This is a genomic window from Nostoc sp. ATCC 53789 (assembly GCF_009873495.1).
In the GTDB taxonomy this organism is placed as follows: Bacteria; Cyanobacteriota; Cyanobacteriia; order Cyanobacteriales; family Nostocaceae; genus Nostoc; species Nostoc muscorum_A.
In genome coordinates, this window is sequence record NZ_CP046705.1 from 20283 (window position 1) to 35017 (window position 14735).

Annotated in this window: 12 protein-coding genes and 5 pseudogenes; 6 read left to right on the forward strand and 11 right to left on the reverse strand. The window is 40.3% G+C overall.

The window, feature by feature from the left end:
* The first annotated feature begins 35 nt into the window (after window positions 1–35).
* Entirely contained in the window at window positions 36–578 is a 543-nt protein-coding gene (locus tag GJB62_RS31840; RefSeq protein WP_114085965.1) for a DUF4334 domain-containing protein, read from the forward strand.
* Between the two features lie 159 nt (window positions 579–737).
* On the opposite strand, the gene GJB62_RS31845 is transcribed toward GJB62_RS31840, so the two are convergent.
* From GJB62_RS31845 to GJB62_RS31855, 3 genes and pseudogenes are all read right to left on the reverse strand, one after another.
* Entirely contained in the window at window positions 738–1094 is a 357-nt protein-coding gene (locus GJB62_RS31845) for a hypothetical protein (protein WP_181852953.1), read from the reverse strand.
* Window positions 1095–1374: 280 nt separating this feature from the next.
* The gene (locus tag GJB62_RS31850) at window positions 1375–1935 is read right to left on the reverse strand and encodes a WGR domain-containing protein (protein WP_114085964.1); all 561 of its coding nucleotides are present in this window, start codon (window positions 1933–1935) and stop codon (window positions 1375–1377) included.
* A 149-nt stretch (window positions 1936–2084) separates the two neighbouring features.
* Window positions 2085–3398: pseudogene (locus GJB62_RS31855) on the reverse strand (reverse transcriptase domain-containing protein); the annotation flags it as partial.
* Here GJB62_RS31855 and GJB62_RS31860 point away from each other — a divergent pair.
* From GJB62_RS31860 to GJB62_RS31880, 5 genes and pseudogenes are all read left to right on the forward strand, one after another.
* Window positions 3395–4027 (forward strand): annotated as a pseudogene (locus GJB62_RS31860) (group II intron maturase-specific domain-containing protein); the annotation flags it as partial. The pseudogenes GJB62_RS31855 and GJB62_RS31860 overlap by 4 nt on opposite strands.
* Before the next feature lie 48 nt (window positions 4028–4075).
* Window positions 4076–4321, forward strand: a complete 246-nt coding sequence (locus tag GJB62_RS31865) for a hypothetical protein (protein ID WP_245246287.1) — start codon at window positions 4076–4078, stop codon at window positions 4319–4321.
* Between the two features lie 2 nt (window positions 4322–4323).
* Window positions 4324–4791: a DUF1392 family protein gene (locus GJB62_RS31870; protein ID WP_114084661.1), complete on the forward strand. Its 468-nt coding sequence runs from the start codon at window positions 4324–4326 to the stop codon at window positions 4789–4791.
* Window positions 4788–5063: a hypothetical protein gene (locus GJB62_RS31875; RefSeq protein ID WP_114084662.1), complete on the forward strand. Its 276-nt coding sequence runs from the start codon at window positions 4788–4790 to the stop codon at window positions 5061–5063. The genes GJB62_RS31870 and GJB62_RS31875 overlap by 4 nt, the downstream gene beginning before the upstream one ends.
* Before the next feature lie 109 nt (window positions 5064–5172).
* Entirely contained in the window at window positions 5173–5436 is a 264-nt protein-coding gene (locus tag GJB62_RS31880; protein ID WP_094331595.1) for a hypothetical protein, read from the forward strand.
* Window positions 5437–5555: 119 nt separating this feature from the next.
* Here the strand turns inward: GJB62_RS31880 and GJB62_RS31885 are convergent.
* The 8 genes and pseudogenes from GJB62_RS31885 to GJB62_RS31925 form a co-directional block, all read right to left on the reverse strand.
* A pseudogene (locus GJB62_RS31885) lies at window positions 5556–5672 on the reverse strand (IS1 family transposase); the annotation flags it as partial.
* A gap of 20 nt (window positions 5673–5692) precedes the next feature.
* Window positions 5693–6376 carry a hypothetical protein gene (locus GJB62_RS31890; RefSeq protein ID WP_245246288.1) on the reverse strand — a complete coding sequence of 228 codons (684 nt, stop codon included), beginning with the start codon at window positions 6374–6376 and terminating at the stop codon, window positions 5693–5695.
* A gap of 200 nt (window positions 6377–6576) precedes the next feature.
* The gene (locus GJB62_RS31895; RefSeq protein ID WP_114084663.1) at window positions 6577–8619 is read right to left on the reverse strand and encodes a carotenoid oxygenase family protein; all 2043 of its coding nucleotides are present in this window, start codon (window positions 8617–8619) and stop codon (window positions 6577–6579) included.
* Window positions 8620–8984: 365 nt separating this feature from the next.
* Window positions 8985–9306, reverse strand: a pseudogene (locus GJB62_RS31900) (transposase); the annotation flags it as partial.
* Window positions 9307–9479: 173 nt separating this feature from the next.
* Window positions 9480–10343 carry a hypothetical protein gene (locus GJB62_RS31905; RefSeq protein WP_114084664.1) on the reverse strand — a complete coding sequence of 288 codons (864 nt, stop codon included), beginning with the start codon at window positions 10341–10343 and terminating at the stop codon, window positions 9480–9482.
* An 893-nt stretch (window positions 10344–11236) separates the two neighbouring features.
* Complete coding sequence (locus GJB62_RS31915; RefSeq protein WP_114084666.1) at window positions 11237–12058, reverse strand: DUF928 domain-containing protein; 822 nt, start codon at window positions 12056–12058, stop codon at window positions 11237–11239.
* A gap of 27 nt (window positions 12059–12085) precedes the next feature.
* Window positions 12086–14437: a CHASE2 domain-containing protein gene (locus GJB62_RS31920; protein ID WP_114084667.1), complete on the reverse strand. Its 2352-nt coding sequence runs from the start codon at window positions 14435–14437 to the stop codon at window positions 12086–12088.
* A 201-nt stretch (window positions 14438–14638) separates the two neighbouring features.
* Window positions 14639–14710 (reverse strand): annotated as a pseudogene (locus GJB62_RS31925) (DUF2887 domain-containing protein); the annotation flags it as partial.
* Between the last annotated feature and the right edge of the window lie 25 nt (window positions 14711–14735).

Below are 14735 nucleotides of genomic sequence, written 5' to 3' on the forward strand. Positions count from 1 at the left end.
GTATCGGCAAGATTATAAATATAAGGAAAGTAACAATGGAAACATTAAAGAATTATCAGTTGATACTGAAAACGGGTAAAACTACGACAGAAAAAGCTTTAGAATTATTTGACACCCTTGAACCCGTAGATTTAGGCTTTATGTATGGTCGTTGGCAAGGATCTGGACTGCATACAAACCATCCAATGGACGGTTTATTGGAAATTTCTAATTGGTATGGTAAGGAATTTATAGATTCTGAAAATGTTCATCCATTATTATTTTTAGATGGTCATGGAAAAATTTTCCAGGTTGCGCCTAACCCCACTTTAATGAACTGGGTTTTAAAATTGCCGATCCCTAAAAATAATTCTCTCAAACCATTGCTGATTTCAATTAATTCTTTACTTAAGACCGATAAAAGTCAAGCCAGACTGCGGATAATGGAGTATAGAGGAAAAGTGACTGCTACAATGATTTATGATTATTTGCCCATTAATGATTCTTTTAGAAAAGTAGATGAAAATACTGTGTTAGGAATTATGGATTATAAAAACATACCTCAACCTTTCTTTTTTATTCTCAAGCGATGCCTTTAGCTTTTTAAATCGGCTCTATTACGCTAAAGCGATAGCATTAAAGATTTAGTGGTGCAACAATTCAGTGGGGGATTCTGACCCGCCACTGAAAGATTGCTGACGGATGTATTCAGAATAGCTGAATTCTTCTTCAATATAAACTTTGTCCTTTGAATGTTATTAGTGAAATTCATTACCAAAAGAAGCACTCCCAAGAAAGCTAGAAAAAGTAAACAGCATCCAACCGAAACAAATATGTTTTTGGGTTCGCCAATCGTATCTGTCTTCTACTGTAGGGATTGTTTTAGCTTCAACAATTTCTAATCCCCAGTAGCCTAATGCACTGATGCCAAACAACATAGCGCTGACGATGGACAATTTAGCGATGACTTTGAGAATGTAATTGCTTAAAGTAGGCGGTGTTTGAAAGGATTGTCTGTGACGGTGGTGGATAGTGAGTTCACTTGGAGCTACAACCAAAACACGTCTTGGTCTTTGTTGAGTGAGTTGAGAGACAACTTGTTTATTATCAGTCATGGGTCGAACCAAAGCTTGCTGGTTGTAGCTAGATTATTTTCAGTAATTATATTGTAAACTTTCGTCAGATCAAGGTGGTTAAATTTACATAAAGTTTCCACATTCAGAAAAGATATTCTAATGGTTAAGCAATGTCATACGAAAAAACCCAGAGGACAAACAAGCAATTAAGCTGAAAGTCAGTTAGAAATATCCCCCAGTGTGGTATAGGCTGGGGGATACACTTAATCAATCCGCATTGTTGTAGTAAATCGGCTGCAATACTTTCCGACAAGCTAATTTATAAATGTCGCCAGAAGTTCTTACTGATAGTCTTAAGACTGACTACCTTGGGTTCTGTTGCGGCTTCAGGAGCATGACCAACAGCCACCGCAGCAGCAATTGGTGCGGGTGTCGTTAACAGGGAATTGAGTAATTCTTGCTGATAGTCAATATCTGCTACTGTGCGGTAAACTTTGTGATAATTTATCTGCATCCCCAAAGGTGTTGGGACAATTTTCAGATATTCATTAAGAGCAGATATGTAGGTATCACCAAAATTCTGGAGAGCAACAGCCGGACGGATAATATTCAACAATTGAATAGCTCGTCTAATGTCTACAACACTGCGGCTAGCATCAATCTCTGGCTGACTTTCGCGGTAGCCTTTACCTTTTTTTTCTGCTACGAGATTATGAAATTTAGTAATGGCTCTTTGATAATTACCTAATGTGTGAACTTTGGTTTGCGCTTGATAACCAACTCGCCCCCACTGGACTGTCAAATTCCCATCTTCGACAATGGCCGCCCAGAATTTATTGCTGTTTCGGATAGCATCAACAAAGACTAAATAGATTTCCATGTTTTTAACCCAGTCAACTCGCTAACTTCTGGGCATTGCCCCATCTGATACCAATTCGCAATTGGTAGAGTCGATGGGCGGTATTACCCGCCGCACCTCTCTGTTCAATCTGGGCGTGCCACTTTCGTTGCACCCAGCTTTCGATATTCTTAGCTTGCGCTTTTGCTCATGTGGATGTAATCGTGACAGGACTCATGTACAACAGTTAGATTTTTTGGTTTCCAATTGTTGTGCTGCCCATCTATATGATGTAGGTGTACTCGTTCTTCAGTTGTAAACTTTAACCCACAGTGTCCACATGAATGGTTTTGCCTTTTTAAGGCTTTAGAGGTTTCACCGTTGTAGAGCTTACTGTTACGTTCACTCCAATACATTAAGTCGTCGTCGTAGGGTGATTTATTTCCTTTGACATTGACATGACTGTTTTCGGAGTAGGAAACTTTTGGGAATGCTTTATCTAGCAATTTTTTGCTAGTATGGCGGTTCTGCTTAGTCTCCTTGTTAAATATCTTGTAAGTTCTTTTCTGGATGTGGCAAAGACTAAATCTTGAGCCGTCCATCTTACAGAACTTATGATAATTTCTCCATCCTCTAACAATTGGTGCTAACTTTTCAGTTTTCACGAAAGAACCATAATTCGAGCAGTTAACGATGGCTTTTATCTTCTGACGGAACTTTTGATAGTTATCCACTGAGGGAGTACATCTAAATTTTCCGTTACTTTGCACTTTAAAATGCCAGCCAAGGAAATCAAAACCATCTGTCGAAGCGGTTATCTTCGTCTTTTTCTCGCTGACTTTTAGTCCTCTTGCTGCTAAAAACTGACTGATTTTTTCAAGTATTTTTGTTGCATCGTCTTGAGGTTTAAGGATGATTACCATATCGTCGGCGTACCGCACTGACTGGTGAATGTCCTCTATCCCATTGAGGGCAATATTAGCTAATAGCGGACTGACCACACCACCTTGACAAGTACCTTGTTCTGGAAATTCCGGGTTTATTCCTGCTTTTAAGCAGCGAAAGATGCCTGACTTTATGCCTGATGGGGCTATAAGGTTGTCCATTATTGTGGTGTGAGAAATTCGGTCGAAGCACTGCTCTATGTCGAGTTCTATGACTCGTTTATTGATTCCGTTTTGTCTGGAGTTAAGATTTAGAAACAGGATTTTCTGAGCATCATGCGCCGAGCGCCCTGTTCTAAAGCCGTAGCTCCTTTTATGGAATAATGCTTCGTGTGCGGGTTCTAAAGCATATTTGGCGAGGCATTGCCAGCACCTATCTGCGATAGTTGGAATCTTCAGTAATCGAGTAGTTTTTCCATCTTTTTTAAGGATTGGAATTGGGCGTAACTTTTGGTGAAACCAGTTGTTACTTTTTGCTTTTAACAGTTCTAGAAGTGCAAAACGTTCCTGAAAAGTTAAAGATGCTTTACCATCGATTCCTGCTGTTTTCTTCCCGGCATTTTAAAGTGCAAAGTAACGGAAAATTTAGATGTACTCCCTCAGTGGATAACTATCAAAAGTTCCGTCAGAAGATAAAAGCCATCGTTAACTGCTCGAATTATGGTTCTTTCGTGAAAACTGAAAAGTTAGCACCAATTGTTAGAGGATGGAGAAATTATCATAAGTTCTGTAAGATGGACGGCTCAAGATTTAGTCTTTGCCACATCCAGAAAAGAACTTACAAGATATTTAACAAGGAGACTAAGCAGAACCGCCATACTAGCAAAAAATTGCTAGATAAAGCATTCCCAAAAGTTTCCTACTCCGAAAACAGTCATGTCAATGTCAAAGGAAATAAATCACCCTACGACGACGACTTAATGTATTGGAGTGAACGTAACAGTAAGCTCTACAACGGTGAAACCTCTAAAGCCTTAAAAAGGCAAAACCATTCATGTGGACACTGTGGGTTAAAGTTTACAACTGAAGAACGAGTACACCTACATCATATAGATGGGCAGCACAACAATTGGAAACCAAAAAATCTAACTGTTGTACATGAGTCCTGTCACGATTACATCCACATGAGCAAAAGCGCAAGCTAAGAATATCGAAAGCTGGGTGCAACGAAAGTGGCACGCCCAGATTGAACAGAGAGGTGCGGCGGGTAATACCGCCCATCGACTCTACCAATTGGTTTGACCCCCTGGGCAGACCAAATTGGAAATCAGATTACGCAAGTACGGTTCTCTCATGAAGACCGAAGCTTTGAACCCGGTATTCGTGAGGTGGCTTTTGGGATTCCCGTTGGAGTAGCCAAGGGAATCAAGGGCAATTATGATGCCCGTCGTGCTTATGGTTTAAGTTGTTCTCCACGGCAAGCTGTGATCGCTTGGAAACGGATTGATTATTTGTGGAGTCTATTGTTCAGTCAGGAGGCATAAGCATGATTAACCTTGTCCAAAATCTAGAAACTTGTTGGTATCTTTCACCTCCTTGGGGTAAAGAGATTCCCCCCTTAGAAGTTTCCCTGTTGGAGAAAGTCTACGTCACTACCACCAAATCTTTCGGTTACTGTTGCGATGTGGAGTGGTCAGCTAAAGGCTGGAGTTATGAGATTGTCTCCGGCAAGGATAATCTAACTGTTTTAGGACGTGAACTTATTGGCACAGGCAACTTACAACTGAACACTAAAGAAAAACCTGTGTTCCGGCTCGGTGAGTTGGTCGAGTTTCGGTTTCATGGCGATGGGCCACCAGCAAGGATTGTCCAGGGCATTCAACTGATTTGCGATTGCTGGTTCTACAGCATCGAATGGCTTTCACCAGGGCTATCTGAAAAAGGTGACAAGGTTTTTACCTCTAGGGATTCCATCGCACGGGTGACTGACTATGACTTGGAGCGGGTGCGATGACAATCTATACCTCATGTTACCGTGCCAAAATCCTCTTCGTGGGCATTCATTACGCTTGGACAGTAGGTAATTTACTTTTGTACAAAGCTATTACTGTAGAAACTGATAATTATGATAGTTCTGGTACTGAATCCTTAGAACGAATCACTGATTATAATCAAGCCATCAAGATTAATCCTAACGATGCCCTAGCCTACAGCAGACGGAAACCTTGGGAAACAATAATATCCTCTACGCTTGTTGCGTCTATTTATATAGCTCAACTTATATAGCTCAACCCTTGATCTTCGAGAAAATATCACCAAATCGACAGAACCATCTGCTTTAGCTGGCAAGATATAATCGTAATGAAAATTAACATTGTTAAATATATCTTCAATTATGTTTCCTAACCTTGTGGAAGATACCAAAGAATACTGGTGCAAGTTAAATGAGTTAGAAGTTGCTTACCAAAAAGGTGAAGTCTCTATTGAAGAGGTAGATGGGAGGGTTAAATTGCTGATGACTGAATTAGGTAAAAGTCGCCAGGCAGCATTAAACTACGTTTTGAATAGCTTTTACCATTTTTTGAATGAGCAAGGAGAAGCAATTGTTGGTATAGCAATTTTAGGAGTCATTAGCTACGCTTGGGTGGTTCTCAGCTAAGTAGGCGGCTAGAATAAAATGTAAGGTAAAAGAGATTTGCTCTTTGTAGAGGGGCAATATTGCTAATGACTGCACCCATAAAGATAAATTGGCAATGTTCTAGAACGGTTGCTATGTCCTTAAACTAGTAAACCAAACTCATAGCGGTTGATGAATGAACCTATAACTATGCCGTGCATCTCCTCTGTTTTAGAAAAGCAAATTGTCTTCCGAGCTAGCTGTTTGATTCTTGTTTGTTTACTGTTCACTGATTTAATCACTCCCAAGTAATATCTGCATTTTGGAATAGTGGCAGTTGAATAACTTGGGTTTGTTTGGCGTTATCCAGGTTAGACAAAGAAATTCCCAACAACCTAATACTGCGGTTTTCCAGTTCAATCGACTCAAACAGCGCTTTGGCTATCTCGAAAATCGTAGAGAGTTCACTGATGGAAGCAAGCATTGTTTTACTGCGGGTTAACTGCTGATAGTCAGAGAACTTGACTTTTAACGTTAATGTGCGGCCTCGTGTTTTATGCTTCTCTAACCTTTGCTCCACTATCTGGGCAATCTGTTCAAGTTCTTGCAACATCTGACCGACATCGCTTAAGTCCTGTGCAAACGAGGTTTCTGCACCAACGGACTTGCGAACCCGATTTGCTTCAACTGGGCGGTCATCTTCTGCTCTGGCAATCTTATAGTAATACTGACCAGCTTTACCAAAATGATGTGTTAGCTCAGTCAGCGATCGCTCCTTTAAGTCTGCGCCAGTGTGAATGCCGAGTGAGTGCATTTTCGCTGCCGTAACTTCTCCAATGCCGTGGAATTTTTCAATCGGCAGCTGCTCTACAAAGGCGATCGCATCCTCCGGTAAAATAACCGTCAGTCCATTCGGCTTATTCTGCCCTGATGCCATTTTTGCTAGGAACTTGTTAATTGACACGCCTGCGGTTGCCGTCAATTGGGTTTCTTGGAAAATCGCAGTTTTGATATGTCTTGCAATAAATTTTAAGCTTTTGGTTATAAATTTTAGTTACTGTTAGAAAATAAAGGTTTAAAGCTAGATTAAATTAAAGTTTCAGAATCTTGCTTCGATTATTACTTTCCGGGAGCGGCATAAGAAGGCTATTCATTCTCTCATATTTTCCTTTGACGAAGGTATTACAATGATGAGAAAGACTGTTGAATCAAACGACTGATAAACCCACTTGCCATACTGCCTAATTCAAAAAACTTTAAGTATGTAGGAAGCTCAATAATAGGAACTTTATAATTTGGTTGTTGCCAATATTTCACACCTTCAGCGTCAACCCATGATGAGTGAAGTGGAAAGCCAGGACGTAAACCATATTCACCAGGAGATGGGCCTAACTTACATATTGGCCCAAGGTTCAGAGGACAAGATGCATCCCAAATCCATATTTCCATGTGTGGCTGATGAGGACTCCAAACTTGACCCACCAGCCATCCTTCATAAACATTTGTTGAATGTTGGTGCGGAACGAAGATTGGTGCAGCCATAAAATAACCAGGTTCAAAAATATATGCACTTTCTAAACGTAAATCTCGATCCAGTCGAAAAAGGCGAACTGTATTATTTGAGTTTTGGATTTGTTGTAGATATTTATCTTCGGGTATCAGGCGTTGCGGTAGATTATTTGTTTCAGAACAACGTTTATTTCTGAAAATATCGAAGACTCGCTCACTCATGATCTGCGGAATCCACCCTCCACTAACCCAGTAAGTTGCATCCCAGTGTTCAACTGCACTTAATAGGTCATAGTTGGTTGGACGAGAACGATAAGGTAGTATCTGCATTGGGGGTAATAAATTTAGCCCATAGGGAAAATGCTCAAAATCATCTGGCTCTGGAAAAGCTGTTGTCTTTATCTGACCAGTAGTCATATCAATGAGATGTTTGCGTACCTGATTGAGGTCAGTTGCACCAGAGAATAGACCAACTAAATCCTCTAACACAACAGTATTATCTATAAGTACATCCCCAGTTTCCAGATGTTGGGCAGGATCGGCTCCAACATTATGCTGACAAAAAATTGTGATCAAATTGCCAGCATCATCGTAATCAGCAATAGCATGAGTTAACTCCCAAGGAATATCAATCATCCGTTGTACATTAACTTGTTGGCTACCAGATGCAAGCGCTTGCCGAATATCCTCTTTATTAAGAATATATAGCTGGCAGTGGGGAGAAGGTATGGCATCTGCTAGAGGAGTAGAGATTTTTTCGTAAAGATATTTAATTAATTGTGGGATTCTTCCCTGAAATATTTGACATAACCAGACAAACAGCAACTGTATTACAGGTTTTATGAGAGAACCAGCACTTAATACTAAACAAGAATTGAAAATTAACACATAGTTCCGTGTAACACACATTTGATGTGCTGAAGCCTGCTCTAAAATCACAGGTTTGCTATCTAAAATTACTTTGAGGGGAGTGCTTAGGCCGGAAGAAGTACCATCCCAAGTCATCAAGTATAAGTCGGCTGTAATTGGCTGATTAGTCCGAAAAAAAGAAGCAATTCTCGGTACAAGGTGAGTGAAAAACAGGAGCGGTTTTTCTGAAGAAAATTCTGGGTCATAAGCAGGATGCCCTGTGGTCATGATCATAGGACTGAAAGAGCTACCAACTGCTGCGTGATAATTTTGGTTGCGACCAATGGGGTTCAGATAATCCAGGTTCGTAGGGCTAATCTCTCCTGGACGACCAGCATCATAAGAAAGTAATAATCTCACTCCTTGTTTACCATCATGGGATGAGTTAGGAAAAATTGGTGTGGCAGTGGTATTACTTAGATCAGAAGTTCCAAACCAACTGAACTCAGCAAAATGCGATCGCACAAATGCACTTGGGGCAAGTTTACGTAAATGCGAAGCTGCATTGCCAATAGTATGAGTGCCAACATCAAAGTATAAAGTTCCATCCTTACCGTACAAAGGTTGAAAATTAATCTTTAACAATCTCCCAGGCGCACTGAGCATATGAGGATTAGCATTAATTTGTTCCTTTTGTGTAACTGATTCATAAGAGAATACAGTTGTAAATGTATACCCTGATAACTCATCAGGGTAACTTCCTTCAATTAAAGCGTAACGACTTGAGCGATCTGTTAATTCGGCATGATAGAGATGACGTAATCCGCTTAAAGTTTGGATACTAAAATCTGCAAGTGGTATTGACATTGATATTATCCTTAAATTAATCAAATAGCTTGGTAATTAAGTTATCTAAATTATGGATCTTGACACATGTATTCTTCTTCGGTAAAAAACTAAAAAAACGATATCTCTTGTTTTAACAAAGTTTTTTCTGGGACATAGCTGTGTCGAGGAAAGCGAGGGTTTATGCTGGAGCTTAGATATATTCTTTTACAGAATATATTGCAATTTTTTTCTGCGAGTGAGTCAATAATTAGCTGTAGCAAAATTTCGATTGTTGCCAGCTATAGTTAAATGATCCACTATTGGGTGCAGTTGATAATCTGGCTTCTACTGTGCAATATAAAACTGCCCCAGACAAAACTTGAGCAGTTTTTGATAAAAGTAAATTTTTTATCTCCTGTCTCATCGATAATTAGAATGATTGGTCTACCTTTTAGAACTTGTAAAATTAGCTCTAATCGCAAAGCTCTTAACTTCTCTACATCCCACGGTGATGTAGTTAAAAAATGATGCAAACCAAGAGTGATTATCCAATCCTACAATTTTTGCTATTTCTGGTAGAGTTTTTCGTTTTAGTTCAGAAATACACCCTACATGAAGGTACTTAAAAGCCTCGAAGCTCCTAACATCTGAAAACAGGCTTTTATACCATTGGCAATATTCGTCCACGAATTTTACTGTTGGTGCGGCTGGACGAGGCTGTACCATACTCTGTGTCTTAGTTAAGCGCGTTTGTACTCTATTATACTACCGCCAGAATGACAAAACAGGGTTAAATAACGAAATAGCGTTTTCTTGCTTTCTTGATTTAAGTCGGGGAACCCGTCCAAAGCAGTGGCTCCCCTACGTATGTTTCAAAAATCAAATAGTAGCTCTATATATTATGGAAGTTCTACAGTGACGATGAAGTTGTTACCCTGGCTGGTAATCTTAGTAACCTTCCCATTTTTGAGGAGACTGCTGATACCGGGAGAATTTTTCACAGCAGTTGCTACTGCTTGTTTCATTTTAGTGTTATTAAAAGATTTGCTTACCTGATTTTGGATTGTTGGTGTCAGCTCTTTTTTGACCTTGCCTTCGATCCAGCCGCAGATGCCCTTAAATGCTTGACACACCTTGTTTGCGATCTTAAGGTCAGTTTTGAAGGTAGCAATTGCAGAGTCATAGGAAATCGAGCCATTGTAGGCGATGGGAATAAGCGAAACGGAAAGGGTTGAGTTGTCGAGGTGAATGTCGCGTTCCATTTCGAGGGAACATTCACCCCATTTACCAGCTAGTCTGCGGATACACTTTGCTTTGATCTCTTCGCCTTGACTCTCAAAATTTGCGTCCACATTGATGCGATTATCGTTCACAGTGGTTTGGATAGAGCTTGTGTTCATGTCGTTGACATAGTAATTGAGGTGTCGAATATTGTTGATTTTGTACTTGAATTCATCAATTGCAATTTTCACCTTAGATCCAGTGGGCAATAGAATATAGCTGCTATTTTTATACCAGCTTGTTCCGTTTTTTGGCCCGAAGTTGTGGAGATGGACTTTGGTCGAGCTGAACGCTCCATTAAAAGCTGTGGCCACAGCTGCCTTAGGGACGGGTATGTTTATGGTTGCTGCCTGTGTTACTGAAGGAAGTAGAGGTATTTGGGCAAACATCATGGCAGCGCTGGCAGCAGTAAACAAAGTCTTGTGAGTAATTTCAGAGAATGTTTTAAGAAAATGCAAGTTATTACGAGTTTCGGATTTCATGAGAGTATTCCTCTAAGTAAGTTTCTTATATTTAGAAAACTTGTATCTTTCAGTAGGTGCTGGTGGGATAATCACCAGAAAAAGGTCTAACAGGTAGGTAAATGTTCCTGGTTTTCTCTACCTGTGAATATATACGTTGGTAAGAATGAGAATATGCAGTGTAAAAAATTAGGGCAATGAAGGAAACGAGACTCAGAAACTCTAACCATTAATTTTTTAGCAAGGCTTGTCATGAGCTAAGGAATAGCAAGGGAATTGAGAGGCAATGTGGCGCAAGCCTCGAAAAGTACAAGACTCTATCTATTTACCTCAGCTTGGGCGAACACGCGTGACTTAGTAGAAATAATCCGCAGCAACATCACGATTGACTGGACTGTGAAAGAGAGTGGCAAAGCTAATCTGCGTAGGTTAGTTAAACAAAATTGGTAGGAGAGCGCAAATTTTGGGTATGTATCACTACAAAAACTGTAGTTTTTATTAATTTTATTTACAAGTTTTATATGTTGAACGATGAATATTTTTCGCCATAAATTCTCTGAAACTTTTACATAAAATGGATTACAGTCCAAAGTATTAGCCTCTTACCACAGAGTATTTATTAAACTCTTGGGTAAGCGAAAAGCATTTTATCTGGGGACTGAGGGGAAGGAACCTCAGGAGGAGACGGCTCCTCAGTAAAATAGGCTACTCTACACACAACTTTCACGTCGCGCATCTCGGCTCGATACCTACAATATCCTGCAATTGGGCGGCTGTGAGGAAGGTATATTCCAAGTAGTGAGCTTATTTATAAAGGCAATTTAATAACTGTTGACGGTGTAATGCTGAATGCTACTCTCAAAAATAGAGCATCGAAAATAGTTCAAGCTTATAAATTGAGCTTTTTGCTCAATTTAATTAGTATTATTAAAACGGGGTTGGCAACAATTAATCAGTGGTTGATTAGCTATTTCTCCTAAGCCAACTGAATAAAGCAAAGTTTTCCACTCTGCTAGTAAAATCCCATTTTGGGGATTGGTATGGCGTAATTGTGCCAAGCTCACGATAGCATCGTACCAAATACCATTTGCTGCATAAAGCGTCGCTTTTTGCTGGGGTGTTGCTTGTTTAAGTTGTTCTGTTAATGTTGTATTTTGGTTAACTCTTTGTACCCAACCATCTGCATAATCCAGTTTCGTAGGTTGTTTATGGTCGCATTGAACCCTTACCTTAAAAAACCAGTGATACATTTTTCCCACCTGCAATGAGCTTTTATTTGGCGGAAAATGAACGCTAATAATTCCTGGTGATTCTGGTGGGATCAGATAAGTTCGGTATAAAGTTTGGCTTTTGTTATTGGTTCGCTCTTGCAAAACAAACTCTATGTTGGCTATAGATGAGGCTTTGTAGGGAACAAAAAAGAAGAAGTAAGGATGTTCAGCGTTTGTTAAACCCCAAACTTGAGTTATGGGAACGACTACTTGCTTACTCTGGTTAAGAGTTTGTTGATAGGTAGGTACTAAGGCTGTTACCGTTTTATTGGCTGCATCGCATCCACGGCTTGCAGCCCCACCTCTAGAACCGGCTGCACTTCGGTCTGGTGGTGGCGGCGGTGGGATAAATTTGACTGAGGACAGATGATTATTAACTGGTAACGCCTGGAGTTGTAGAGTGTAGGGTATATTAATAATGGTAAATGCTATTCCTAAAGCTATGGTTAATTGAAAGTTTTTCATAATTTGTTCTCAACCAAAAAGATATTTTTATGATTCTTTGCTAGGCTTTATGAAAGCTACTAAGATAACAGCACTATTTCCTAAAGCGATCGCCGCAGGTATGAAGGGAAGCCAATAACTATATAGTATTAATAATATCAGGCAAAAACCGTATAAACTCAGGAATGCTACCCCTATTGCCAAGGCTAAAGCAGTGGCTGATCGCAGATAAGCTGCAAGCAAACCCCCTGTGATAGCCCAACCCCAAACCCAAATCACTTCACCCCATACATTCCAAGTCGATAAAAGAGTCCGCCCATCTAGAGCCGCACTCAATAACTGACTTACCATTTGTGCTTGTAAAAAAACTCCTGCTATTTCCTGTGATTTACCTTGAGAAGAAGCGTATGGAGTCAATGAATAATCACGAAAACTTTCAGCTGTTGTACCAATTAAAATTATCCGGTCTTTGACTGCATCGGCTTTTAGTTTGCCAGCCAGCGCTTGTTGTAGGGTAATGCGGGGTGCGATCGCTTCTAAGTTAGAAAAAGAACGATAATTGAGTAAAATTTGGTGTCCCAACGCATCAATACCTTGGTAGCCTCCGGTATGAGCCTCAATTGGCTTTAAGGTAAGCTTACCTAGTTGCCATACACCATCAGGGCTAAATTGTAACTTAATTCCTTTTGGATATAAATAACGTAATGTCAACTGCACATTTAAGGCATAAGGTGCAGTACAGGGAGATGAGGGAGGGGGAGTTAACGCCAACAGATGCCGCCGCACCACATTATCAGCATCGATGACGATATCACTAAAGCCGAGAGCGTTGGGAGAAATTTCTGGTGGTGGTTTGATGCCTGGTTTGCTAGTTTGGGGGTTACTAACTTGACATACTGCCACAAAGCGATCGCTTTTTCTCATCCGTTCTGCCAACTTTGGATAAGCTGGCTGTACAGCATAATCCCGGTATATATCCAAACCAATCACCCGTGGTTGATATGCTTCCAATTTTGCTAACAACTTATCTAAAGCCTCATCTGATAAAGACCCTTGTCGATTGGGAGATTGGGCTTGTACATCTTCTTCGGTAACTGTAATTACCAGTATGCGAGAATCTGGTTTTTCCTGGGGGCGCAGACGCAGCAGATGGTCAAATGCCATTAACTCCCATGATTGCAGTAAACCAAAATACCGTACTCCCATTAATAATGGTGTGATGACTATGCTGGCAAGCATGACCGCAGACAAAGCTTGTCGTAGGTTGATACCTCCCCTCGTTGGGGCTTTCAGTACGGGTATTATTTGCTGACTATTCTGGTTGACCTGCAATTCTCGCCACAGTAAAGGCATCGTTGCTGGATTTTGATAAATTACAGGCAACCAAGTAGCACAGGGAAATTGAGTTTCTAGTCCTTGCAACCGTTCTCGGGCTTCTCTGACTGCTATGTATAAAGATTTACCACAAGCAAAAGCTTCTAAAAAATACTTCAAAAATTCTTGCGCCACCCTATCAGGAACTGGTTCTCGCATGACGATGATTTGGGGTATATGCAAATCTGCGAACTCCCGCGCCAAACCCAAACCATCGCAGGAATTAAAAATTGCTAAATGTAACCCTCGTTCTACTGCTTTTCGCAAACCATACTTCAATTGATTAATTGTCAAACTTTCTGTTTGATTAATATAAATTTTCCCTTCATTACCGCTTCCATCAGTAGCACTATGTCCGGCGAAAAATAAAATCTGCCAGTCTTGCTCCCATAGCTGGTCAGTGAGGTCTTTACTTGATGGCTCGACTAGGAATGTAGCATTGGCGTGAGGTAATTCTTTTAAAAGCTGACTATCTGTCTGGATATCAATTCCTTGACTGTTACCCAAAATTGCTAAAACTTTCACCTGCAATTGAGGGGGTGAGTTGCGGCTAACTTGTTCATAACTAGGCGCACTCAGAGCAATTTCGGCTTTGGGATAACGTTCTAATAAATCCCATAAATGCCAAGGGAGTTTTTGCAATCTTAGGTCATTGGTTTGGAGTAGTACGCGGATATGGTCTTCTGGTAGCAGTTTTTCCAGCCATTTTTCGCGGATAGGGCGAAAAGTAGTGGATGATAGCCAGCTATTTAAGTGAAATCTCAAATTATCCGCCGCTTTTTCGCAATCTTCTAAAGAAAGAGTTTGTGTTGATTGCTTAGGAATACCGATGGGGCGACCAGAAAATTTTAGTTTACAGTAAATAGACTGCCATTGATGGTAGCAAAGGGGAATTTCTGGGGCTGGCGGTAGTTCGCCACTAATCTCTACAATTGGTCGGACATTTTCATCCCCAATTTGTAATGTTACAGGAAATCCCACTTCAAAACTTCCCGTACCTAACTTTAAAACTACTAACTTCCCCAATGTCAGTACTCCAGATATGGCGACGTAACTTACTTTAGTACAAGATATTATGCTACTAGATACGACTGTTGTCAGGGTATATGCATTTAATGAGCCATCAACTCGCTTCTAACCACGACTGCAAATCAGCCACCTGGTAAAATCTAACAGTGCAATTTTAGTTATTTGATACCTACTGAATCAAATCGGTAAGTATAAGTAAGCATTTGTCGGCGGATTGGTCAATAGTTCAAATAAAAGGGTGGGAGATTGTTGAAATAGTTTGTAAAAAATCGAGTTTTACCGCATGAAAAATTCT